The following is a 21,891-nucleotide window of genomic DNA, read 5'->3' on the forward strand; positions in this document are numbered from 1 at the left end:
CGTTCACGGTCCCATCTGCCCACCACGGCCAGAGCTGGTCGTAGGATTCCTCGAGGGCCGCGTCGCGGCACCCGGTGAGGAAGACGCCGGCGTAGAGGCGGTAGCCGCCCTCGGTGATCTCGCGAAGCGCGGAGAGCTCCATGGGCGGGGTGGCGCGGCTGGCCATCATCGTCCCGCGGGCGGCGGAGGACTTCTCAATCCAGGTGCGGTACTTGTCTAGTGGACCAAGTGCGATCACCTGGTAGGCGAGGGCTTGGTCCACGGACCGTCACCTGTGGCGTGCGGTCAGCAGCCAGGCGACATTTGTCACCGCGATCGCGCCCCAGATCCAGCAGACGACGATGTTTCCGTCCGGTGCCAGCGCCGTGGCAAGTGCACCCAATCCGACTGTGCCCAGCACTAGCCTGGTGCTGCGGCTCGATGCCAGTGACGCGCGCAATGGCCCCGGTTCGGCCAGCCTGTCGGCCAGGTAGGCGTCGAACGCCTCGGCGACCTGATCGTCGATCTCGTCCCGCGTCTGAGCATCCAGTGATTCAGACATAGAGGGCCACCCGCTGCACCGCAGTTGCCCGAACGGCCGCCACCACCGGCGGTCGCAGTGCGACGACAGCGCACAATGCCGCCAGAGGGAGTTCCAGCGTGCAGGCCAGCGCCAGCGAGATGGCGACGTGGTGCCCGGCCGTCATGACGTCGAACCAGGCGTCGACCAGTAACAACACGGCCGTCCCGATCGAGGCCAGCGGCGCCCTGTGGTCGCTACGCCGGACCAGCACCGCCGACGTCAGCAGACCGGCGGTCTCCAACGCATCCAAGCCGACCCAGGCGACCCAGGCGACCCAGGCGACCCGCCAGTGCTGCGCCGGATAGGGGTCCGGCAATGTCGTCCACAGCACCGCGAGCCACGGCACCAGCGCCAGCCCTGCGGCCAGTAACAGCCTCCCGAACAGGTTTTTTCGCATCTCAACCCCCGAGCGTCCAGGCGCCCATTGGCGCGCTGTTGAATCAAAGTAACGATCGCAGAGATATTCTGCAAACACTCTCTGCAGTAACCGCAGAGAGTCTCTGCAGTACACTGATCGGCATGGTCGAGCGCCCTGAGAAGAGAGTGCTCACCGGCCCGGACCTCAAAGCCTTCTACAAGGCACTGTCCAACCCGGTGCGCCGCGACATCTTGAGCTACCTCGGCGAGCACGGCGAAGCGAACTCCACCAGCGTCGCCAAGGCACTCGGCGAAAGCACCGGCACCACCAGCTACCACCTGCGCAAACTCGCTGACCTCAAACTGATCGCCGAGATCCAGGAGCGGTCCACCGGCAGGGAACGCTGGTGGAAGTCGCTCATGACGGACATCTTCACTCCGCCGGGCCTGGAGTTGACGGCAGACGAACGCGAGGCCGCTGTGAAGATCGGCGCGCTCAAGATGACCCATGACCTGAACCTGGTCGTGAGCGCATACGCCGGTTACGACTCCTCCGCAGGTTGGAACCAGATACATCGCTCCGGGCTGCGGATGACGAAGGAGCAGGTCGCCTCGTTCATCGAGGAATACCAGACGCTGCTGCGCAAGTACCTGACCGAGCCCGACGACCACCCACCCGAATCACGCCACATGGCCGTACGCCTGGTAGTTGTGCCCGACGAAGGTCCCCGGCCCACCTTGCCGACCGTGCCGGACGACGATTAGCGCCGCACCGGACGCCAGAGACCTGGCATCGAGGTCAGACAAGGGCGCTGACGCCATCCTCACCTCGGTCGACTTGGGCTCACACGCGTCGAAGACGCCGTAGCGGCGGACGAGCGCCCCGAGGACCCTGCGGCGCCAGCTCGCGCAGCAGGTCCTCGACGCCGTGGCGCTCGGCGGTCACACGTCCGCCGCGGACTCGTGCAGGACGGGCCACAGTTCGACCGGCTCCACGTCGGCGAACGGCATGTCCGCGGCGATCGCCTGCGCCCGCTGAAGGCTGTCGCGGTCCAGCAGGTAGAAGCTGGCGACGTACTCCTTGGTATCCAGGTACGGGCCGTCCGTGACCGCCGGGGCGTCGCCCTTACGGGGCACGAGCTGGGCGTTGGCCGCATCCGCCAGACCATAGGCGCCGAGGAGTTCACCGCTGTCGCGGTACTTCTTGTTGAACGCTTACGACTACGACCACCCGCGCCGATGCCTTCGCGGACGCGGCATCCGCCACCGCATCGCCCGCAAGGGAGTCGAGTCCTCACCGCGGCTGGGCCGCCACCGCTGGGGGTCGAGAGAGCCGTGTCCCAGCGGGATGGCCGGCGACGTCTGCACCGCCGCCATGAACGCGAAGCCGGGCACTTCCTCGTGTTCGTTGCCTCCGCCGCAGCACTCATCGGGTATCGCCGTCTCAGCAGATGAGCCTGGCGGGCCGCGAGATGCTGACCATGCCCGTGCTGTCAGCGGCAGCCCATATGGTGCGTCCAACACCTTGAAGGAGGAACTGCCGTGGGATTCTCGGGTCACCTGGTCTTTGCTCGCAGCGACCGCCCTCTGCTGGAAGCTCCCGTGTTCGACAGCCTCGGCGAAGAACTCAAGGCAACCTTGCACGCGTGGGAGTCACGGCCGGGCGGTTGGCAGACGCTCCAGATCGATTCCGGGATCTGGGACGACGCGGACCTGCCTGTCCTGGTTGAGTGGAGCAGGGCACCGGCCTGCGTCGCCGACGTCTCCGACAGTTCCCTTGCTCTCGTGACCGGGCTGGACACCACCGGACAGCGCTGGCAGGCATGGCTTAACCTCGACAACGCCGCCAGGCTTCTGGCCGAAGAGCCCGAGGACCTCGAAGATCAACTTATGTGGCTGGACACGCCGGAGTTCCACGAGGCCGTCAGACATAAACGCGCCGAGCTCGACGCCGAGATACCCGCCGACGCCGAGGGCGCCGTTGCCTGGGCCGCGGCCGCCGGCACCCCCGTCACGCCGGAGACAGCCAGCATCGAAGAGCTGCTGCGCTCGCACGAGACCTTCACAGAAGACCTCTTCAGCACGCTGCTCGACCAGCTGGGCTTTCCCGAGGCCACTCAGCCCTCACCTGCACCCTGAAAGTTCATTTCATGTGGCGAGTCTGCTTCGGCAGACGCGTGTTTCTGTTCCCCGAGGGCCCCCTAGCCACCTGGCTGCCGATGCCATCGGCGGTTCGGTCGGTCCCGCGTGACCGGCCCCTTGCAGTTTAACCGGCCGGGGACAGGGCTCGGCCGGGCTGGGTTCAGGAGGCGGCAGCCGTCAGGTACGTCAGGTACACCCCTCCCGCGCAGTCGGGCATCTTCCGCAGGGCCCAGCGACCCCGGACGGTCGCGGTGGAGAAGTCCGACTCGGCGTCGTCCTCCTCCACTTCGCCCTCCTCAGGGATGTAGCCGGCCTTGGGCAGCTGCGTGTGCAGGAACGCCAGGGTGGTGTCGAAGCCGCCCCGTACGACGGTAGCGACGACGAGTCGACCGCCGGTGCGGTGCTCCACCGAGGTCACGACCGCGCCGTCGGGCATCGGCAAGTTCTCCGGGAAGTCCTTGGGGAGCGGCAGTGAGGCGGCCGTGGGACAGCTGTCGGGCGCGGCACCGGCCGTGTTCCGGGCCGGCGGATCGGTTGCCCGCTTCGCCGGGTACGGCGTCGCCCCCGGGCGCTCGGCGTGCTTGCTCGCTGCCGAGCATCCGGTGACCGCGGCCAGGCTGAGGACGGCTCCTGCCAGTACGGCAGCCGAGAGCGACGGTCTCATCTACTGGTCTCCTCCGGGCTTCTTGTGCTTGCCGCTGACCATGGCGTCGTACGCGCCGTACAGCGTGTTACCGGAGGACTGGCGGGCGATGGAGGCCAGCGCGTCGTAGTTCTGCGCACCTCCGGTCGCGCAGGTGCCGGTGCAGCCGTCGGCGTAGGCGGCGAGCACGCGGCCCTGGGCGTCGGTGGTCGCGTCGATGAAGTCCAGGAGGTTGCGGTCCTTGCCGCAGGTGGTGCCGCCCGTGCAGATCGAGCCCTTCTGGACGGGGTCGGTGGGGGTGGCGTCGGCGGTGACCCAGGACTGGCCGCCGTCGTAGGTGGTGGCCACGTATAGGTGCCACACGCCCTGGAAGGCCGGGTCCTGGTAGTTGCCGCCCGTGGTGGTGCCGAGGAAGACGAAGGCGGCGCGGTTGTCGTCACCCGCTGTCACGGCCGGGAAGACGACGTTCTTGATGCCGAGGGACGCGCCGACGTTCTGGTCGTACAGCCACGTCATGCCCTTGTCGTGGCTGACGGCGATACGGGGCGTGCCGTCGCTGTGCTGGTAGCCCAGGTAGACAGTCCCGCCGGCTCCGATGCCCACGCTCGGGTCCGAGTCAGCGGCCGTGCTGGACGGGTTCGTGCGGACGGCCCACGTCAGCCCGTTGTCCTCGGAGACGGCCACGGCTTGATGGTCACCGCAGCCCTTGTTGGGCACGTACACCGTGCCGTCCGGGGCGACCTTCACATGCCCATGCAGGCCGCCGCAGTCCAGCAGCGAGTACATCGGTACGGCGGGCCCGTACGTCAGACCGCCGTCCCGGCTGACCGCGCAGGAGGCATCAGCGATGTCCTGCGAGCAGTAGAGGACGGCGTCCGGGTACGACGTGAGGGCGCCTGGTCCGCCCGGGGCGAAGGGACCGCCACCGATGGTCTGGTGGTCCACACCGGAGTTGATGCCGGAGCCGCCTGTCGGCGTCCACGTTTCACCGTCGTCGTCGGTGTAGCAGGTCAGCGCGGTCTTGCCGGCGAGCTGAGACTCGAAGGTGCGGTGGGTGACCGGGTCGGTGAACAGGATCGGGTCGAGGCTGGTGGTGCTGCCCTGGGGGCAGCCGTTGGCCGCGCTCGCGCTTTTGTCCTGCCATGTGGCGGCACCGGCACTGTCGTAGGTGACCTTGAGCGTCGACGTGTACGCCTGGAACATCGCGGCGCCACTCGCACGGTCGACGCCGATCGAGGGTTCACCGGCGTTGTGCGCGTTCGCGATGCCATCGGATGCCCAGGAGTTCGCGTACGTCGGTGGTGTGGCCGTACTCGGCGGTGGATCGACCGGAGCGGTGATCAGGCTTGCGGTGCCGGTGAAGCTGTCGCCAAGCGGCGCGTACGGCACCACACGCACGGTGTACGACGCCGAGACCGCCGGAAGCAGCACGGTCTCGGGGTCGCTGGATGAGGCTGAGGCGGCCACCTCCCGGCCGTCCGCATCGAGGACGTACAGGTCGAAGTCTGCGGCGGAGTCCGGCCACCTGATGCCGATGCGCAGGCTGTGACCGGCGTCGTAGTCCGCGGGCACCGACACCTTGAGGGCGTAGTCGTCGCAGGGTTGCGCAGTCGCGCAGCTCACCGTCCCCGCAGTGCCAGAGACGTTGGGGACGGCGAAGGGACCGGCGCTCCATGTGGTCGTGGGCGCGGTGTCGCTGACCGATCCGGAGGGCGGGGTGGCGGCGTCGGCGGCCGCACTCGGCAGGGTTCCGGCGATGAGCGCCAGCAACCCGATGGCGAGACGCCCCCGCGATCGCGGGCGGTGGTGAAGACGGAGCGTGGAGAGGAGAGCCACAGGTACCTCGTGGGTTCGCGAGTCGGACGAAAGGTGGTGGTGTGTGGCGGTAGGGGTGATGCCTTCGTCTGCTCTACGGCGAGGCAGGCGGCGTCCGTCGCGAGAAACGGAACTCTTCTCGAAGGAGGCCGAAGGGCGCCCGCGGGCACGCCATACCATCCGGGCCGCCCCCCACTCCCCGCACGACTGCGCAACAGCACATACGGAGGCCTGGTCAGAGGGCGTCGACGCCGCTCACCTTCCAGCCGCCGGAGGTGCGGGTGAGCGTCATACGCACCCGGTTGAGGTCCAGCCGGGGCTGCGGAACCTGAGTGCTCTGGGTGACCTGGTTGACGAAGAGCAGCACGACGGCCCGGTCCGGCGTGGCCGACACGACGGACACCGCCGGGGCGCTGCCGTCGGCGGGTGTGGCCACGGTGGCTTTCACCACGCCGTGATACTTCGTCGCGGTTGGCGCGACCGCCGCCTTCGTGGTCTTGCCGTACTGGTCGCGGAAGTGCCCGGTCAGCAGGGCGCGGGCCCGGGAGAAGTCCCGATCCAGGTGCCGGTAGTCGTACGACAGCACGACCGGCGCCGCCTTACGCGCGGCTGCCATGGCCTCGCCGCGGGCCTGCTCCGTCTGCCGCTCCTGCGAGTACTGCCACCCGAGTACGGCGGCCGCAATCAGGGCCGCCACGAGGACGACGCTCGGCACTACGGTGAGCACGCCCGGCCTGCCGGCCTTGCGCGGGCGCGCGCCGTCCTCTGGCTCCTCCTCGAACGACTCGGGCTCCGACGGGCCCTCCCAGCCGTTCGTCGAGGGCTCGACGAGCAGGGTGCGCCCGGCGGGAGTCTGCGCTTCCTGGTGGGCGCCGCGCTCGGGGCGCACGGGCCGTCCGGCGCGCTTGGCTGCCGCGCGGGCGGCCGCAGTCATGGTGCGCCGGGCCGGTGAGCCGGTCCCGCGGGTGCGGGAGGTGGGAATCGCCACGGTGTCTCTCCTCATTGATGGCCTCACAGTCGGTTCAGCCCACGAACGTGACATCGGAGGTCAGCCAGCGGCCGGCCACGCGCGTGAGGTCGAGCTGGAGGCGGTAGGTGCGCGCCTGGCCCTGGGGCGCCCCGATGTTGGTCACCTTGCTGTCGGCCACGACCAGGACCCGGGCGGAGCGCGCGTCGGACCGCACGATGCCCGATTCCAGGACCTGCCCCTGTGAAACCGACTTGTTCTGCGCAACCAGCTTCGTCAGTTGTGCGGTCTGCGCGGCGAACTGCTTCTTGAACTCGCCGGTGGCGCCCTTCAGCACATTGCCGCTGTCCCGGTCGTAGTGCCGGTAGTCGAGCGAGGTGAAGTTCAGCGCCGACTGGCGGGCCGCCGCCAGGATGTCCTGACGGCGCTGTTCGGCCGCGCGCTGGTCGGCCAGCTTCAAGCCCAGCCAGACACACAGCACGGTCGTCAGCACGGTCGTGGCGACGAGCCCCGCCGACAGCAGCCTCGCCCGGCTCCCTGTCACGCCATCGGTCCAACGAGCAGCCATTGCCACGACTCCTTTCCGAACACGGTCTGTTCTCCGCCCGTCGAGCCGATCTCGACGGGCGTTCCGTCCGGGCCGGTCACGGTGCCCGTCTCCGGGTCGTAGGGGGCCACGAAGGCGGCCTGGTCGGCGCTGTACCGACTGGTGGTCGGGCCGGGCGCGTTCTGGGCACCACGCACGGAGGTCTTGCTGCCGCGCGGTACCGTGCAGCGCGCGTCGGTGTTCGCCGGGCGGGTGCTGGTGTCGGCAGGGTCGCGCCGCTGGGTGCCGTAGCCCTGGGTGCACGCGGGAGGGTCGTCGGCGTTCACGGTCATGCCGAAGTGGGTGGTGCCGTCGCCGGGGATGACCGTGTAGCTGCCCGCGACCGTGAGCGGAAGCGTGACCAGGGCTTGTTCGACGCCGGGCAGCCGGGCCAGGGTGATCTGGCCGCCGCTGATGAGGTTGGCCAGCAGGACCGGTACGTGCGGCCGGGTGGACTTCAGCAGGGAGTCCAACTGCTGGGCGGCGGGCGTGGTGTTGCCGATCAGCCTGCGCAGATCGCCGTCGCTCGACTTCAGTTGCTCGGTGAGCGTGGCCAGGTCGTGGGAAAACGACTTGATGGCCGAACCCTGGTCAGCCTGTGTCTTGAGCACCTTCCGCGAGTTTTCGATCAGCGAGACCGTCTGGGGGAGCGACTCGGATCCCGATTCCACCAGCGCGTTGCCGGAGTCCACCAGCCGGCTCAGGTTCGGTCCGGTGCCGGCGAAGGCCTTGCCCAGCTCGTCCACGGTGACCCGCAGATCGTCCTTGCCGACCGAGTTGACCAGTCGGTCGAGGCTGAGGACAAGGTCGGTGACCGGCAGCGGGGTCCGGGTGCGGCTGCGCGGGATCGGGCTGCCATCCGTGAGGTACGGCTCGCCCGACCGCCGCGGCTGGAGGTCGACGTACTGCTCGCCCACCGCCGAACGGTCGGCTACCACCGCGAGCGTGTCGGCCGGGATCCTCGGGGCGCCGTCCTCGATCTTGAGCGCCACCGAGACCCCGGACCCGGTCAGCCGCAGATCGCCCACGCGGCCTACCGGCACGCCCCGGTAGGTGACCTCGGCGCCGGAGAAGATGCCTCCGGACTCGGCGAAGTCGGCGCGCACGGTGTACCCGCGGTGCAGGACCTCGTCCGCGAGGCCCGTGTACCGGGCGCCGACGTACGACACCCCGAGGGCGGTGACGGCCGCGAAGGCGAGCAATTGGGCCTTGACCGTGCGTGTGATCACGGCAGTATCCCCTTCAGCATCAGTTCGGCGAGGCCGAGGTCGATCCCTGGCGGGAGGTGACTCGAGTCGTCCCCGGTGCTGTAGGCGGCGGTGCACACCGGCGGGCACAGCAGGCTGCTGCCGTCGGAGGGCGTCGGAGGCGCGGAGGGCACGGGCGGGGTCGAAGGCAGGGACGGGGTGGACGGCAGGGACGGGAGGGACGGCAGGGTAGGAGTGGGAAGGCTGGGATGACGCGGTGCTCCGGGGTCCGGGGACTTCCTGCCCTTGCCGGGCTTGCCGGTGACGTTGCCGTAGAGGTCCGCCAGGTCGAGGTCGGCGGTGATCTTCAGGTTGACGTAGTCGCCCTTGATGGCATCCGTCGCGTTGCGCGGGAACGGGTACGTGGTGAGGATCTCCATGGAGTCGGGCAGGTCGTCACCCGCCTTGTTCAGCTCCCGCAGGATGGGCTGGAGTTTCTTCAGGTCACCGACGGTGTCATCGTGGGAGGCATTCACCACCTTGGTGGCGGTTTTGCCGAGCCCGGACAGGGCGGTGAGCATCTTCGTCAGGTCCTTGCGCTGGTCGGCGAGGGCCTTCAGGGCGGGCGGCATGGTGTCGACGGCCAGGGCGATCGTCTTCTTCTCCTTCTTCAGCCGCTTCGCGAGCCGGTCGACGCCCTTCAGCGCGCGCACGATCTCCGCCCGCTGGTCGTCGAGGCCGCCGAGGAACGTGTCGAGCTGCCTCAGCAGGGACCTGACCCGGTCCTCGCGGCCGCCGAGGGCCTTGTTCAACTCGACGGTGATCGTCTTCAGCTGGGCCACCCCGCCGCCGTTGAGCAGCGCGGACAGGGCCGACAGCACCTCCTCGACCTCCGGGTTGCGGCCGCTGCGGGACAGCGGGATGCGGTCGCCGTCGCGGAGCCGTCCGAGGGGCCGCGTGCCGGCCGGCGCGGACAGGGCGACGTACTTCTCGCCGAGCATGCTGGTCTGCCTCAGATCGGCGACCGCGTTGCCGGGCAGCTTCACCGAGTCGGCGACCCGGAGCCGCACGCGGGCGTGCCAGCCGTCCAGTTCCACCTTCTCCACCGCGCCGACGGTCACGTCGTTGACCTTGACCGCCGACTGCGGCACGAGGTCCAGGACGTCCCGGAACTCGACGGTGACGTGGTAGGCGTGACCGTCCGAGGCGGCGCCGCCGGGGAGCGGGACGTCGTACCAGCCGTTGAACTCGCAGCCGGTCAGCAGCAGCGAGCCGACCGCCGCCCAGGCGGCCGTCCGGCCCTTGCGCCGCGCGCTCATGCCGGTGCCTTCAGGATTCCGCCGAGGGTCTTGTCGACCGTGCCCGTCGACGCGGGAGTCGACGGAAGCTCGGGGAGGGAGTCGAGGAGTTTCTTCAGCCCGGCGCAGTCGTCGTGGTCCTTGCCGGTCGTCTTCAGGATCGAGCAGAGAAGGGAAGCCGGATCCTGCGAGGACTGCGCGTTGTTGCGGGTGTCGAGAGTGCCGGCGGCGGGGTTGTAGGCGTTCTGCAGGTTCGACAGGCCCGTGGGGGCGACGGTCAACAGCTCCTCCAGAGCTTTCCGTTGGGTTACGAGGACCTTGGTGACCTTGGCCAGGCCCCGCACGTCCGAGGTCAGCGCCTTCTTGTTGCCCTTCACGAAGCCGGACACGTCGCCGAGCGCGGCGGCCAGGTACTTCAGCGCGGCCGCGAGATCCTTGCGCTCCCCCGCGAGCTGCCCGGCCACGACGGCGAGGTCACTGTTGAATGACCGCACGCTGGTGTCGTCCGCAGCCAGCGCGGCCGTGAACACCTGAAGGTTCCGCACGGTCCCGAACAGGTCGCCGCGCCCGTCGGACAGCGTGGTGACCGCCTGGGACAGGTCCCGCACCGTCCGGTGGAGGTTCTCGCCCTGCCCCTGGAGGTTGTCCGCGCTCACCCCGAGCAGCCGGGACAGCGAGCCCTTCTTGTTGGCGCCGTTCGGGCCGAGCGCCTCGGCGGTGGTGTGCAGGCTGTCGAAGATCCGGTCGAGTTCCACGGGGACGGCCGTACGGGACTCGGGGATGACGTCTCCGTCCCGCAGCACCGCGCCCTTGCGGTACACCGGCAGCAGCTGCACGTAACGGTCGCTGACGACGGAGGAGTTGACGATGGCGGCCTGTGCGCCGGCCGGCACCTTGCGGCCCCGGTCGTACTCCAGCTCGACCCGTACCCGGCCGCCCTCCGGCGTGATCTTCCTGACCTCGCCGATGCGGACGCCGAGGACGCGGACGTCGGAGCCGGCGTAGATGCCGACGGTGCGCGGGAAGTACGCCGTGACGCGGACGGGGCCGGGGCCCGGCCAGAGGACGACGGCGAGGCCGACGAGGATCGCGAGCGCGGTGAACAGGGCCAGGAGTCTGCGGGTCATCGGGCGCCTCCCGTCCGGGGCGTGACCGGGGCGGCGACCAGGTTCTGGATGTAGGAGTCGAACCAGCGCCCGTTGCCGAGAGTGTTGGTGAAGAGCCGGACGTAGGGGGCGAGCAGCCGGACGCTGCGGTCGAGGCTCGCCTGGTTGCGTTCGAGCATCGTCACGAAGGTGTTGAGGTTCTTCAGCGCGGGCCCGATCACCTTGCTGTTGTCGTCGACCAGGCCGGACAACTCGATGCCCAGCAGCGCGGAACTCTTGAGCAGCGCGTGGATCGCTGTGCGCCGCTTGTCGATCTCCTTGAACAGGGCGTCGCCGTCCTTCACCAGCGCGGAGAAGTCCTTCGTGTGACCGGCCAGCACCTTGGTGACGCCGTTCGCATGGTCGAGGAGTCCGCGCAGAGCCTTGTCACGGGCTGCGACGGTCCGGGAGATCCGCGACAGCCCCTTGATCGACGCCCGCACCTCCTCTGGGGAGTCCTGGAAGGTGACGGAGATCGTGTCCAGCGCCTTCGCGAGCCGGTCGGTGTCGACCTCCTCGTTGGTGGTCGTCAGGTCGCTGAAGGCCTGGACGACGTCGTAGGCCGACACGGTCCGCCGGAGCGGGATCTCGCCGCCCGCCTTCAGCCGGCCGGGCCCCTTCGGGTACAGGGCCAGGTACTTGGCGCCGAGGATCGTCTTGACCCGGATCGCCGCACCCGTGTCGGTACCGAACGCCGGGCTCCCCTTCACCTTGAAGGTCACCTTGACGTGGTCGCCGTCGAGGTCGACCTCCGCGACCTTGCCGACCTTGACCCCGGCGATCCGTACCTCGTCGCCCGGCTTCAGCCCGCCGGCCTCGGAGAAGGCCGCGCTGTAGGTGTCACCGCCGCCGATCAGCGGCAGGCTGTCGGCGTTGAAGGCAGCGACAGTGAGCAGCGCGAGGACGGTGAGGCCGACGGCGCCGACGACGACCGGGTTCCTCCCCCGGCTACCGCTGGGAGGTGCACCCATGCGGAAGGGCTTCAGGTGTGGGAGCTCGAGCCGGATCCTGGGCAGCTTCGGCGGCAGGACGCGCACCTTCACGAGGGGTTCGGGGCGGGGTGCGCGCCTGGGCAGCAGCCTGGGGAGTTTCGGCAGCTTCGGGGGCAGGACGCGCACCTTCACGAGGGGTTCGGGGCGGGGTGCGCGCCTGGGCAGCAGCCTGGGGAGTTTCGGCAGCTTCGGCGGCAGGACCCGGACCCTCACCAGCGGCTCGGGGCGGCGGGCGGTGCCCCGCCCGATGCGCGTGCTCATCCGCCGCACCTCGCCCGCGCCACGTGCATGTCCGGGGTGATCACCTGCTTCGTCTTCGGCAGCACGATCCGGCCGTCGAAGTCGCAGAGGTAGAAGTTGAACCACGAGCCGTACGAGGCGGTGCCCGTCAGTTTCTCGAGCTTGTTCGGCAGCCGCTTCAGGACGCCCTCCACGGTGTTCTCGTTCTTGTTAAGCGTTCCGGTGAGATCGCCGATCCCGGCGATGTCGTCCTTCAGCGGTGGACGCGCGTCCTTCAGCAGCCCCGACGTGACGTCCGTGAGGTCGCCGATGCTCACCAGCGACTCCCCGATGGGCTTGCGGTCGGCGGACAGCCCCGAGACCACCCGGCGCAGTTGCGTGAGCAGACCGGAGAAACGGGAGCCGCGCTTGTCGAGCGTCTCCAGGACGGTGTTGAGGTTGTCGATCACCGACCCGATCAGCTTGTCGCGGTCGGCGAGGGTGCTGGTGAGCGACGCCGTGTGCGCGAGCAGGCTGTTCACCGTGCCGCCCTCGCCCTGGAGGGTCCGGACGATCTCGGTGGCGAGCTGGTTGACGTCGCTCGGGCTGAGCGCGGCGAACAGCGGCTTGAAGCCGTTCAGCAGGGCGTTGAGGTCCAGCGCCGGCCGGGTCCGGGACAGCGGGATGGTGCCGCCCGGGCCCAGCCGGGTGGTGCCGTCGCCCGGGCTGTCGGTGAGCGCGACGTACCGCTGCCCGACCAGGTTGCGGTAGCGGACGACCGCACGGGTCCCGGCGAGCAGCGGCCGTTCCGCGCTGACGGTGAAGGTGACCTCCGCCAGGGTCCGGTCCTTGATCCGGATGCCCTCGACCTCTCCCACCCGCACTCCGGCCACCCGGATGTCGTCGCCGGTCTCCAGCCCGGTGACGTCGGTGAACACCGCGTGATAGGTCTCCTTGGAGGTGAGGGAGACGTTGACGATGGTGGCGGCGAGCAGCGCCGTCGCCGCGATCGTGACCAGCGCGAAGAGGCTGAACTTGACCAGCGGGGCGGCGGTCTGCCGGGCTCCTGACCCGCTCATGCGACACTCACCGCCGTCCCGCGCGCAAGCGGCCCGAACAGCAGGGTCGCCACGGGCGGCACCCGGTCCACGGGGACGCCCATGACCGGGGCCACGAGGGAACCGACGGCCCGCTGCTCGGCCCGCGTGGCGGACACGCCGGAACCTCCGGGAGGTGCGCCGCCGGAACCTCCGGCCGACGTACCGTCGTGGAGACGAGGCTTCGGCCCCGGCACCTGCGGATGCGGCAGGCCGCGGCAGTCCGGGCCGGACCGCTCGCCGTACACCGGCTCCTCACCGGGCCGGTACGCTCCCTGGGGCCGGACGACCTCGAGGGTGATCCGCATCTCGCCGCCCCGGAACGCGTCCTCGGACGCCTTCTCCTGCCGGACCAGGCCCTGCAACAGGCACGGGTACTCCGGGGAGTAGCGGGCGAACAACTCCAGCGTGGGGCGGGAGACCCGTCCCAGGGTGATCAGCCGGTCGCCGTTCTCGGTCAGGAAGTCGTTCGCTGTGCCCGCCACGGAGGCGGTCGCACGCAGAGCCGATGCCAACTGGTCCTTCTTCTCGACGATCGTCCGGCTGGTGGTGACCGTGTTGCGCAGGATGCGCATCAGGTCCGGGGCGGCGTCGCCGTACAACTCGGCGACGTCCGCGAACCGCGTGATGTCCTCCTTGAGGGAGGGCATGTGCGGGTTGAGGCGGCGCAGATAGCTTTCGACCCGGGCGAGGTTGCCGCCGATCCGGTCGCCGCGCCCCTCCAGTGCGGTGGCGAACGCCGAGAGGGTGGCGTCGAGTTCGCCCGGCCGGACCGTGCGCAGCAGCGGCAGCAGGTCGTTCATCAGCTGCTGCACCTCGATGCCGGCCCTGGTGCGGTCCTGGGTGATGACGTCGCCCGCTCGGATGGGCCGGGCCGGCGGGTGCGCGGCGTCGGAGGGAGCGACCAGGTCGACGTACTTCTCGCCGAACAGCGTCTTGGGCAGCAGCCGCGCGTGGACGTCCGAGGGGATGTACGACACGTACTGCGGCTTGAGCGCGATGTCGAGGGTCGCCTTCGTGCCGTCGGCGTGCACCTCGCGCACCTCGCCGACCAGCAGCCCGCGCAGTTTGACGTCGGCGCGTGGCTCGAGCTGGTTGCCGAGGGTGCCGGCCTCCAGGGTGATGGGCACGACGGAGGTGAAGGCCTGCCGGTAGACGGCCACCGCGAGCGACAGCAGCAGCGCGAGCACGGCGAGGAACGCGATGCCGTACAGCCTGAGCCTCGTTCTGTGCGTATGCACCGGTCTCACCCCGCTATCCGTACGGTCGTGTTGGCGCCCCAGATCGCGAGGCTCAGGAAGAAGTCCAGGACATTGACGGCGACGATGGAGGTCCGCACCGCCCGGCCCACCGCGACGCCGACGCCGGCCGGGCCGCCGCTCGCGTGGTAGCCGTAGTAGCAGTGCACCAGGATGATCAGCAGGGCGAAGACGATCACCTTGCCGAAGGACCAGAACACGTCGACGGGCGGCAGGTACTGGTGGAAGTAGTGGTCGTACGTGCCGGTGGACTGTCCGTAGTAGCCGGTGGTGATGGTGCGGGCCGCCAGGTACGAGGACAGCAGCCCGACCACGTACAGCGGAATCACCGCGACGAAGCCGGCGACCATCCGCGTCGTCACCAGGAACGGCAGCGACGGGACGCCCATCACCTCCAGCGCGTCGGTCTCCTCGCTGATCCGCATCGCGCCGAGCTGCGCGGTGAACCCCGCGCCGACCGTCGCGGACAGGGCGAGTCCAGCCACCAGCGGGGCGATCTCCCGGGTGTTGAAGTACGCCGACAGGAACGCCACGAAGTTGGAGGTGCCGAGTTGGTTGAGGGCCGCGTAGCCCTGGAGGCCGACCTCGGTGCCGGTGAAGAAGGACAGGAACGCGATCACGCCGACCGTGCCGCCGACGACGGCGAGCGCGCCGCGCCCGAAGCTCACCTCGGCGAGCAGCCGCAGGATCTCCTTCTTGTAGCGGCGCAGGGTGCGGCCCGTCCAGGCCAGGGAGCGCCCGTAGAAGGACAGCTGCGCGCCCAGCTCTTCGAGTGAGCGCAGGGGGCGGTCGAGGACGTCTTTCGGTCTCATCGGCTAACCCCTCTGCGGGACGACCTGGAAGTACACGGCGGTCATCACGAAGTTGGTCACGAACAGCAACATGAAGGTGATCACCACGGACTGGTTGACGGCGTCACCCACGCCCTTCGGGCCGCCCTGCGCCGTCAGCCCCTTGTACGAGGCGACGATCGCTGCGATGGCCCCGAACACCAGCGCCTTGATCTCCGCCGCCCACAGGTCGGACAGCTGGGCAAGGGTGGTGAAGGACGCCAGGTAGGCGCCGGGCGTGCCGTGCTGGAGGACGACGTTGAAGAAGTAGCCGCCCGCGACACCGACCACCGAGACGAGGCCGTTGAGCAGGACGGCCACGACCATCGACGCCAGCACCCGCGGTACGACGAGCCGGTGGATCGGGTCGATGCCGAGCACCTGCAGCGCGTCGATCTCGTCCCGGATCTTGCGCGCCCCGAGGTCCGCGCAGATCGCCGTGCCGCCCGCGCCCGCGATCAGCAGCGCGGTGACGATCGGCGAGGCCTCCCGCAGCACGGCGAGCACAGACGCGGCACCGGAGAAGGATTGCGCGCCCAACTGTCTGGTCAGGCTGCCGATCTGCAGCGCGATGACCGCACCGAAGGGGATCGAGACTAGAGCCGTCGGCAGGATCGTGACACTGGCGACGAACCACGCCTGCTGGATGAACTCCCGCGCCTGGAAGGGCCGCCGGGGAAGGGCCCGGACCACGTCCAGCGCCATCGTGAAGAGGCTGCCCGAGTGCCGGAGCGCACCCGTCGGGGAGAACCTCATGGGCCCGTCACCCCCGTCACGCGCAGCTCCGCCTCGCGTCTCGCGATCGCCTCCCAGCGGGGCGGGCGGGTGATGCCCGGGCCGGGGAGAAGCCGGGGAGTCGGCGCGTCGGTCGGACCCTCCTCGTCGATCTGGGCCAGTTCCTGCTCCACCTGGGCCGCGTCCTTCTCCTCCGCCATGCCGATCGGCCCCTGCATCCGGCCGTTCAGGAACTGCCGTACGACGGGCTCGTCACTGGCCAGCAGTTCCTCGCGGGGGCCGAACATCACCAGCTCGCGCCGGAACAGCAGCCCGATGTTGTCCGGAACCTGGCGAGCGGAGGCGATGTCGTGGGTGACGATCAGGAAGGTCGCGTCGATCTGCGCGTTGAGGTCGACGATGAGCTGATTGAGGTAGGCCACGCGGACCGGGTCCAGGCCCGAGTCGGGCTCGTCGAACAGGATGATCTCCGGGTCGAGCACCAAGGCACGGGCGAGTCCGGCGCGCTTGCGCATACCGCCGGAGATCTCGCCGGGCAGTTTCCCCTCGGCGCCGATCAGCCCGACCATGTCCATCTTCTCGAGGACGATCCGTCTGATCTCGCTCTCGGACCTGCGGGTGTGCTCGCGCAGCGGGAAGGCGATGTTGTCGTAGAGGTTCATCGAGCCGAACAGCGCGCCGTCCTGGAACAGCACGCCGAACAGCTTCCGCACTTCGTACAGGTCGCGCTCGCGGAGCCTGGTGATGTCCCGGCCCTGGATCGTGATGGAGCCCCGCTCCGGCTTCAGCAGTCCCACGAGCGTCTTGAGGAACACCGACTTGCCCGTCCCCGAGGGGCCGAGCATCACCGACACCTCCCCGGCCGGCAGCGTCAGCGAGACGTCCTGCCAGATGACCTGGTGGCCGAAGGACTTGGTCAGCCCTTCCACACAGATCTCGACACCCATCCGGTATCACCCTTCGCCCGTGGAGCAGCTCCGACGTCTGCTCTACGGGGAGGGGAGGGGTGTCCGTCGCGGCGGACGAGGAATTTTTTGCGGACGTGGGTGCGGGGCGCTACGGCAGCTTCGGCGATGGCGTGCGCGAAGGGGTCTCTGGGGCGGGGACGGAGAGCGGGGCGGCCGGTACGGCCGAGGCCGGGGGAAGCGACGGGAGCGACGGGACGGCCTGCTTCGTCGGCAGGTCCGGCACGGCGGTCCGCAGGTCCGGCGTGGCGGCCGTCACAACCGGCACCTCGGGCACCTGCGGAACCCGCGTCACCGACAGCTTCGGGAGCGCGGACGCGGGCACATCTGGCAGGGACGGCACCTTCGGTGCCTCCGACCCCGGCAGCAGAGACGTTTCTCCGGTGGGTGAGGGCGTCCGGACCCAGTCCCCCCGCGCCGAGGGGGAGGTGGCGGGCGTCCCAGGGGTGCGCCCCCCGCCCGCGGCCTCGCCGCTCAGAACCTGCTCTTCGCTGGATATGACCGGTCGAGGCACCGGACCGCTCCCGTGTCGGCTCCCGTCGAGCGCGAACGGCATCACGAACCCCGCCACCACCAGGGTCGCCGCCGTCGAGGTGACCGCGACCGCCTGGGCATTGCCGCCCCCACGCAGCCGCCCGCGCCCGATCAGGAACAGCACCAGCCCGAGCGTCCCGGCCAGTGAGGCGCGCAGCGTCCGCCGGGCGCGGGCCAGCAGCGACTCGACCGTCCGGTAGCTGAGTCCCATCCGCACCGCGACCTGGCTCACGTCCAGGTCCTCGGACCTCAACCGAAGCGCCTCCGCCTGCCGGGCGGGCAACTCACCACTGCGTACGGCGAGCCACTTCGCCTCGGCCCGGTCACACACCACCTCCTCGACGGGTACCGGGCCCGGCGCGATGAGCGTGGGGCGGCTGCCCACCTCGGCCTCGCGGTTGACCTGCCGGTACCGGTCGATGCACAGCCGCATCGTCACCGTCGTCAGCCAGGCGCCGAGCCGCTCGTCGTCGAGGTGCGGGCGCTCCGCTGCTCGCAGCATCGCCTCTTGAACGGCGTCCTCGGCGTCCTCTTGGCTCATGGAACGTCGCCGGGCCACCTTGAGCAACTGCTCGCGATGGCTCCACATGCGCTGCCAACGCTCGTCGGCGGCCGCTGTGTCCGCAGGCATGTCCGTCGCCATGAGGGCCCCTTCGCACTCGCCCGCCGGTCCTTTGCTTCCGGCCGTGGCGACATTACCGCCGAGTAGTGGCAGTTGTGGAGGGGGGAGGCACCCATCATGTTTCAGCCGTTGCCGGTGGTCAGCGGCCCCGCGTCGGGCAGCACACCGCCGCCGGGCAGCGTGAGGGTCGGTTCGGGGACCGGAACCAGCGGCGTCCTGGTCTCCTTCGGGACGCCCGGCTTGGGGGACGGGCTGGGGGAAGATGAGGTGGGTGGCATCGACGGCGAGCGCGAAGGACCGGGGCCCGGCTTCCGGTCATCTGACGGCTTCGACGGTGAGGGCTTCGGCCTCTTCGGGCGGGACGGCTCCGGCCGGTCCGCCCGGGATCCGTCGGACGCGTCCGGCACCACGCGGTGTCCGGTCAGGTAGTACGTGTACCACGCCTTGACGGTGCGCAGGTAGGCGTCCGAGTGGTTGTAGCCCAGGATTGCCCGGTCCAGGCCGGCGGGGTTCGACAGGTCCCGGCCGCCCGCGCACAGATAGCGGGCGGCGGCGAGCGCCGCGTCGTAGACGTTGTTCGGATCCGTCCGCCCGTCACCGTTGCCGTCCGCGCCCCAGCGAGCCCAGGTGGACGGGATGAACTGCATCGGGCCGACCGCGCGGTCGTACACCGCGTCCCCGTCGTACGCGCCGCTGTCGGTGTCCGGCACGCTGGCGAAGGCACCGCCGGTCAGCCGCGGGCCGAGGACAGGTGTCACAGTCGTACCGTCCCGGGTCACCCGGCCGCCCTGTGCCTGCCCGGACTCCACCTGGCCGATGGCGGCCAGCAGTTGCCAGCGCAGCCGGCAGCGTGGCGCGCTGCGCGCCAACTCCCCCTCGGCACGCCGGTACGCGGCGAACACGGTCGCGGGCAGGGCGCCACCGCCCGCCACCTCCTGTGCCGAACCCTTCTTCCGCGTTCGTAGCGGGGGAAGACCGGTGCGGTACGGGGTGTCGCCGGACATGCTGAGGCCGTGCTCGGGAGGCGCCGCCTCCGGCCCAGGCTCTGCGGACTCGGCAGAGACCGCCCTCGGCGCCTGCGACGCGGTCAGCACTGCCATCACCGCCGCCGCGATCGCCGTAGCCCTAACACCCCTCAGTGCCTGCTTGAGTGCACGCGCTGTCACTGTGCAACCCCCTCCGTGGGTGAATCCGTCGTCTGCTCTACGCGGCCGGAGGACAGGTCCGTCGCGCGGAACTGGAGGGATCGGGCGCCTGCCTCTGCTGGGGCGGAGCACGCATGCGTGTCTCTCAAGGTCTCAGGGGGAAGGGACCCCCAGTACGCTGCAGGAGCGAACCCTGGGACCCGGGGACCTCGTGGCTCCCCGCCGCTTAGGACGGGCAACCGTTCATCTCCGCCTGGAACGTCCCGTCGTGGCAGCGCCGCACGACCGCAGTGATAGACGCTGTTGGCAGAGGAGAGCGCGACGATGCCAGCGAAGGGACACAGCCCGGGGCGCATCGCAGCAGGCCTTCCGGCCCCGCATCCGCTCCTGTGGACGCACGGTCCGGCGTCCAGCGCGTCACCTGCCGGAGCTGAGCCAGTGGTGCAGGGTAGCGTGCACGCTGTCGGGCAGTGTGCTGAGCTCCTCGATCGCTTCCCGGTCTCCTGGCCAGGGAGCGATCCCAGCAGCGGTCAGCACTGCGTACAGGTTCAGGCGCCGCAGATCGCGAGGATCGACGCGGCAGGCAATGCGGTCCGCGGACTTGGGCGGCGCCAGCAGGAAGTCCTCCGCCGGGGCATCGTCCAGTGCTCGATCGGTCGATGCGGTGATGGTCTGCATGATCTCGCTCCGTTCTGCCTACGCTTCGTTCGCACGCCTCGCCCCCTGGGGCCGAGTGTGCTGTGCACTGGGTTCCCTACCAGTCCTGGCCTTCTTGTGCCGCCGTTGTCCATTGGCCCCGTGCCAGTGATCGGCACCAAGGACAGTCCGCTTCCGCCCAGCCTTCGCGACGATTGCCATCAAGGCGATAGGCGTCCGCTGGCCGGCGACGGCGGAAAAGTGGATCGGTGACGAAGCTCCGTCGCCAGAAGAGCACGACTCAGGCGACGCCAACGCTTGTAAGGGCGTCCGCAGTATGGGCCCTTCACCTCGTCAGTCACCGACACCGCGTCCCGGGGGCCGGAGTTCGTCGGTCAAGCGCTGTTACCGAGGGACACGCCCCCAGCACCGGGCACGAAAGCGGAAACACACACAGGATCTCCCTGCAGGGCATGGCGCAATCCTCCCGCGGCCACAGGCCGTGAGCAGGGCTTACGCGAAGGCGGTAACGGCCGGTTGGCCGCACACTCCACCCTCCCCACCGACACGCCAAGCACGCGCAGTACACGAGCGTTGTTACACATCACCCATAATTCCGTGACTCTTACCTTCATCCTCCATCAACACCCGGAATCCACCCTTTGACACCCCATCAAGCCGTACCACCGCCGCGAACGCTGCTTCGCAGCCCCACCCCCGCCACCAGCCAACACCCGAAAGTGAGTGACAACCATCCGTACCCGGCGATGGAGGCGACAGCGGCGGCCCCAAGCTATGCGACAGCCGCCGCGCTCCGTTCGCCACCCGGCGTGCTAACTGATCATTCAGGCGGCACCCTGTCCCTTGATCAAAGCGGCCGGGAGCGTCTCATGCAGCGCCTGCTCATGCCTCCTCCGGTGCAGGCACCTCGTCATCGCGGTCGGCGTCCCTTCCTGGATGCAGTTTCGCCATACCCACTGAGTAACCCCGCGCCAGGTCCATAACGCCCATTCGGCAGCCTCGGCCTGATCCCCGACCAGGCCGCGCGATGGTCCCCACAGATCAAGCCGAGGCTGCCGAAGGCGTGGAGGAACGAGCGACTGGAGGCCACGCTGGAGGCGTCCGGCCAGGCCGTCAGCTCGCCACTACGCCGCGGCTGCCCTGATAGGCGCGACGGCGCACTGGGTGACCTCTGCGGGGATGCGGGCCCGCAGTCAGCTACGGGCCCGCTTCCAGTCAGTGTCGCGTCTCCCATGACACCCGTCGCATCGCACGTCCACAATCACGCAGTCCCGGTGATCGGCCGGACAAGTCCTGGCCGGACATGCAGCGTGCGGAGCCCCGACCCGTCCACGGGACGAGTCAGCCCGGAGGCGTCAAAGAGTTTCACCGGCCCAGTCCAAGCACTCCGGGTGACGCGGGGCGCGTGTACATCGGCCGGCCGACGTCGCCGAACCGCCTCATAGGGGGAACTTCTGCCGACGTCATGCTGGGCTTTTCACCCAAGCGATGAGCCGGCCCCACCAGCCGTCCTTGGTGCCCGGCCGGACCGGCGCCGCCTTCGTTGGAGGTATCGGCTCCTCTGTGCGTGCACTCGTGCGCGGCGCCGACTCGCACGTGCATCGCTGAAGTGTCGGCACGCCGACGAGTACTTGCTCCACGTGTCTTCCGCAGCCCTCGTAGGTCGCCTTCCGGCATGACCTACAGACAGCACGTTGGCACATGGTTTCCTCCGTTGGCGCCGATCCTGATGTACGGCTCAGTAATATCAACAGTTTCGTCACAGCGGAACTTCACATTTTCGCCACAATGAACCTCCAAATGGGCACAGCCTCCATGAATTGCTGGCCACTGTCGGCAACGCGTCCGCCATGAGGGCGTGTCAACCTCCGGTCATTCCACTTCTTTTGGCGCCCTTGTCCAGCTATGAGGGACAGGATGGCCTGGGTGCCGCATGGCATATCTCACCCAGTGAGCTCGAACGGTCACGGTGACGGATGCCCCTGAGTTTGCTCGGGGCACCGTCACAGTGGTTCGATCACGCCCGGCCGAAAAATGGAGGAAGCATTCCGCATTGACAGGCCGTCACCGCGTCATTTTGGGATCGTCGGCCTGGCGCGGCGAGGGCATGGAACCGAGAACGGGCAACCGCTCA

General features: G+C 69.4%; 21 protein-coding genes and 1 pseudogene. 3 read left to right on the forward strand and 19 right to left on the reverse strand.

Annotation, left to right across the window (positions count from 1 at the left end; translation table 11 throughout):
• Window positions 1–268: 268 nt before the first annotated feature.
• Entirely contained in the window at window positions 269–541 is a 273-nt protein-coding gene (locus tag AB0924_RS26240) for a hypothetical protein (protein WP_366912682.1), read from the reverse strand.
• Window positions 534–959, reverse strand: a complete 426-nt coding sequence (locus tag AB0924_RS26245) for a hypothetical protein (protein ID WP_366912683.1) — start codon at window positions 957–959, stop codon at window positions 534–536. Before AB0924_RS26245 ends, AB0924_RS26240 begins: the two co-directional genes overlap by 8 nt.
• A 122-nt stretch (window positions 960–1,081) precedes the next feature.
• Between AB0924_RS26245 and AB0924_RS26250 the strand changes: the two genes are divergently transcribed.
• On the forward strand, window positions 1,082–1,684 hold the full coding sequence (locus AB0924_RS26250; RefSeq protein WP_366912684.1) for a helix-turn-helix domain-containing protein: 603 nt from the start codon (window positions 1,082–1,084) through the stop codon (window positions 1,682–1,684).
• Between the two features lie 177 nt (window positions 1,685–1,861).
• Here AB0924_RS26250 and AB0924_RS26255 read toward each other — a convergent pair whose 3' ends face one another.
• Complete coding sequence (locus AB0924_RS26255; protein WP_366912734.1) at window positions 1,862–2,083, reverse strand: YciI family protein; 222 nt, start codon at window positions 2,081–2,083, stop codon at window positions 1,862–1,864.
• A 52-nt stretch (window positions 2,084–2,135) separates the two neighbouring features.
• On the opposite strand from AB0924_RS26255, the pseudogene AB0924_RS26260 reads away from it, so the two are divergent.
• Both AB0924_RS26260 and AB0924_RS26265 read left to right on the forward strand, forming a co-directional pair.
• Window positions 2,136–2,374, forward strand: a pseudogene (locus AB0924_RS26260) (IS5/IS1182 family transposase); the annotation flags it as partial.
• Window positions 2,375–2,461: 87 nt separating this feature from the next.
• Window positions 2,462–3,058, forward strand: a complete 597-nt coding sequence (locus AB0924_RS26265; protein WP_366912685.1) for a hypothetical protein — start codon at window positions 2,462–2,464, stop codon at window positions 3,056–3,058.
• Window positions 3,059–3,221: 163 nt separating this feature from the next.
• Here the strand turns inward: AB0924_RS26265 and AB0924_RS26270 are convergent, their stop codons facing one another.
• The 16 genes from AB0924_RS26270 to AB0924_RS26345 all read right to left on the reverse strand — a co-directional run bounded on the left by AB0924_RS26270 (window position 3,222) and on the right by AB0924_RS26345 (window position 19,778).
• Window positions 3,222–3,725, reverse strand: a complete 504-nt coding sequence (locus AB0924_RS26270) for a hypothetical protein (protein WP_366912686.1) — start codon at window positions 3,723–3,725, stop codon at window positions 3,222–3,224.
• Complete coding sequence (locus AB0924_RS26275; protein ID WP_366912687.1) at window positions 3,726–5,327, reverse strand: sialidase family protein; 1,602 nt, start codon at window positions 5,325–5,327, stop codon at window positions 3,726–3,728.
• A 427-nt stretch (window positions 5,328–5,754) separates the two neighbouring features.
• A complete protein-coding gene (locus tag AB0924_RS26280; protein WP_358937773.1) occupies window positions 5,755–6,507 on the reverse strand; it encodes a hypothetical protein in 753 nt (250 codons plus the stop codon).
• Between the two features lie 34 nt (window positions 6,508–6,541).
• Entirely contained in the window at window positions 6,542–7,054 is a 513-nt protein-coding gene (locus AB0924_RS26285) for a hypothetical protein (protein WP_358937775.1), read from the reverse strand.
• On the reverse strand, window positions 7,027–8,301 hold the full coding sequence (locus tag AB0924_RS26290; RefSeq protein WP_358937777.1) for an MlaD family protein: 1,275 nt from the start codon (window positions 8,299–8,301) through the stop codon (window positions 7,027–7,029). The genes AB0924_RS26285 and AB0924_RS26290 overlap by 28 nt, the downstream gene beginning before the upstream one ends.
• The gene (locus AB0924_RS26295) at window positions 8,298–9,578 is read right to left on the reverse strand and encodes an MCE family protein (RefSeq protein WP_358937779.1); all 1,281 of its coding nucleotides are present in this window, start codon (window positions 9,576–9,578) and stop codon (window positions 8,298–8,300) included. The genes AB0924_RS26290 and AB0924_RS26295 overlap by 4 nt, the downstream gene beginning before the upstream one ends.
• Complete coding sequence (locus AB0924_RS26300; protein WP_358937781.1) at window positions 9,575–10,684, reverse strand: MCE family protein; 1,110 nt, start codon at window positions 10,682–10,684, stop codon at window positions 9,575–9,577. The genes AB0924_RS26295 and AB0924_RS26300 overlap by 4 nt, the downstream gene beginning before the upstream one ends.
• Entirely contained in the window at window positions 10,681–11,673 is a 993-nt protein-coding gene (locus tag AB0924_RS26305) for an MCE family protein (protein ID WP_366912735.1), read from the reverse strand. The genes AB0924_RS26300 and AB0924_RS26305 overlap by 4 nt, the downstream gene beginning before the upstream one ends.
• 278 nt (window positions 11,674–11,951) lie before the next feature.
• The gene (locus AB0924_RS26310) at window positions 11,952–12,992 is read right to left on the reverse strand and encodes an MCE family protein (protein ID WP_358937783.1); all 1,041 of its coding nucleotides are present in this window, start codon (window positions 12,990–12,992) and stop codon (window positions 11,952–11,954) included.
• Window positions 12,989–14,251, reverse strand: coding sequence for an MCE family protein (locus AB0924_RS26315; protein ID WP_366912689.1), 1,263 nt, complete (start codon window positions 14,249–14,251; stop codon window positions 12,989–12,991). The genes AB0924_RS26310 and AB0924_RS26315 overlap by 4 nt, the downstream gene beginning before the upstream one ends.
• A gap of 5 nt (window positions 14,252–14,256) precedes the next feature.
• Window positions 14,257–15,081, reverse strand: coding sequence for an ABC transporter permease (locus AB0924_RS26320; RefSeq protein WP_358937787.1), 825 nt, complete (start codon window positions 15,079–15,081; stop codon window positions 14,257–14,259).
• Between the two features lie 3 nt (window positions 15,082–15,084).
• Window positions 15,085–15,855, reverse strand: a complete 771-nt coding sequence (locus AB0924_RS26325) for an ABC transporter permease (RefSeq protein ID WP_366912690.1) — start codon at window positions 15,853–15,855, stop codon at window positions 15,085–15,087.
• On the reverse strand, window positions 15,852–16,781 hold the full coding sequence (locus AB0924_RS26330) for an ABC transporter ATP-binding protein (protein WP_358937791.1): 930 nt from the start codon (window positions 16,779–16,781) through the stop codon (window positions 15,852–15,854). Before AB0924_RS26330 ends, AB0924_RS26325 begins: the two co-directional genes overlap by 4 nt.
• A gap of 109 nt (window positions 16,782–16,890) precedes the next feature.
• A complete protein-coding gene (locus tag AB0924_RS26335) occupies window positions 16,891–17,964 on the reverse strand; it encodes a sigma-70 family RNA polymerase sigma factor (protein ID WP_366912692.1) in 1,074 nt (357 codons plus the stop codon).
• A gap of 113 nt (window positions 17,965–18,077) precedes the next feature.
• On the reverse strand, window positions 18,078–18,959 hold the full coding sequence (locus AB0924_RS26340) for a lytic transglycosylase domain-containing protein (RefSeq protein ID WP_366912693.1): 882 nt from the start codon (window positions 18,957–18,959) through the stop codon (window positions 18,078–18,080).
• 558 nt (window positions 18,960–19,517) lie between these two features.
• A complete protein-coding gene (locus AB0924_RS26345; RefSeq protein WP_358938419.1) occupies window positions 19,518–19,778 on the reverse strand; it encodes a hypothetical protein in 261 nt (86 codons plus the stop codon).
• Window positions 19,779–21,891 lie beyond the last annotated feature (2,113 nt).

It is taken from the genome of Streptomyces sp. NPDC047869, assembly GCF_040704065.1.
Lineage (GTDB): Bacteria > Actinomycetota > Actinomycetes > Streptomycetales > Streptomycetaceae > Streptomyces.

Excerpts from the sequence above, each read along its gene's own strand:
- AB0924_RS26240 (WP_366912682.1), bottom strand. The coding sequence starts at position 541 with ATGTCTGAATCACTGGATGCTCAGACGCGGGACGAGATCGACGATCAG.
- AB0924_RS26345 (WP_358938419.1), bottom strand. The coding sequence starts at position 19,778 with ATGCAGACCATCACCGCATCGACCGATCGAGCACTGGACGATGCCCCG.
- AB0924_RS26310 (WP_358937783.1), bottom strand. The coding sequence starts at position 12,992 with ATGAGCGGGTCAGGAGCCCGGCAGACCGCCGCCCCGCTGGTCAAGTTC.
- AB0924_RS26335 (WP_366912692.1), bottom strand. The coding sequence starts at position 17,964 with ATGCCTGCGGACACAGCGGCCGCCGACGAGCGTTGGCAGCGCATGTGG.
- AB0924_RS26340 (WP_366912693.1), bottom strand. The coding sequence starts at position 18,959 with ATGTCCGGCGACACCCCGTACCGCACCGGTCTTCCCCCGCTACGAACG.
- AB0924_RS26330 (WP_358937791.1), bottom strand. The coding sequence starts at position 16,781 with ATGGGTGTCGAGATCTGTGTGGAAGGGCTGACCAAGTCCTTCGGCCAC.
- AB0924_RS26245 (WP_366912683.1), bottom strand. The coding sequence starts at position 959 with ATGCGAAAAAACCTGTTCGGGAGGCTGTTACTGGCCGCAGGGCTGGCG.
- AB0924_RS26320 (WP_358937787.1), bottom strand. The coding sequence starts at position 15,081 with ATGAGACCGAAAGACGTCCTCGACCGCCCCCTGCGCTCACTCGAAGAG.
- AB0924_RS26325 (WP_366912690.1), bottom strand. The coding sequence starts at position 15,855 with ATGAGGTTCTCCCCGACGGGTGCGCTCCGGCACTCGGGCAGCCTCTTC.
- AB0924_RS26250 (WP_366912684.1), top strand. The coding sequence starts at position 1,082 with ATGGTCGAGCGCCCTGAGAAGAGAGTGCTCACCGGCCCGGACCTCAAA.
- AB0924_RS26285 (WP_358937775.1), bottom strand. The coding sequence starts at position 7,054 with ATGGCTGCTCGTTGGACCGATGGCGTGACAGGGAGCCGGGCGAGGCTG.
- AB0924_RS26300 (WP_358937781.1), bottom strand. The coding sequence starts at position 10,684 with ATGACCCGCAGACTCCTGGCCCTGTTCACCGCGCTCGCGATCCTCGTC.
- AB0924_RS26295 (WP_358937779.1), bottom strand. The coding sequence starts at position 9,578 with ATGAGCGCGCGGCGCAAGGGCCGGACGGCCGCCTGGGCGGCGGTCGGC.
- AB0924_RS26305 (WP_366912735.1), bottom strand. The coding sequence starts at position 11,673 with ATGGGTGCACCTCCCAGCGGTAGCCGGGGGAGGAACCCGGTCGTCGTC.
- AB0924_RS26270 (WP_366912686.1), bottom strand. The coding sequence starts at position 3,725 with ATGAGACCGTCGCTCTCGGCTGCCGTACTGGCAGGAGCCGTCCTCAGC.